The 262-nt window shown below is 51.1% G+C and carries 1 protein-coding gene; it reads right to left on the bottom strand.

Going from position 1 to position 262, the window contains the following annotated elements:
• Positions 1-262, bottom strand: a 262-nt coding sequence (locus tag B0E34_RS22875; protein ID WP_185117471.1) for a fumarate hydratase C-terminal domain-containing protein, incomplete at both ends; no start/stop codon positions are given.

Raw genomic sequence — 262 nt, 5'->3', positions numbered from 1 at the left:
TGCTGGAAGAAGTCATTTCCTTTATCATCCACAAGGATAACCGCCGGGAAATCTTCTACTTCAATTTTCCAGATGGCTTCCATTCCCAGTTCCGGATATTCAACACATTCCAGGCTCTTAATACTTCCCTGCGCCAATACAGCTGCCGGACCACCGATACTGCCGAGGTAGAAGCCGCCGTGTTTTTTACAGGCATCCGTCACCTGCTGGCTGCGGTTGCCTTTCGCCAGCATGATCATACTTCCGCCCTGCGCTTGCAGTT

This window comes from Chryseobacterium mucoviscidosis, from assembly GCF_002177115.1.
Lineage (GTDB): Bacteria > Bacteroidota > Bacteroidia > Flavobacteriales > Weeksellaceae > Chryseobacterium > Chryseobacterium mucoviscidosis.
Note: the sequence above shows the minus strand (reverse complement) of the source record. Positions and strands in the feature narration are given on the sequence as shown.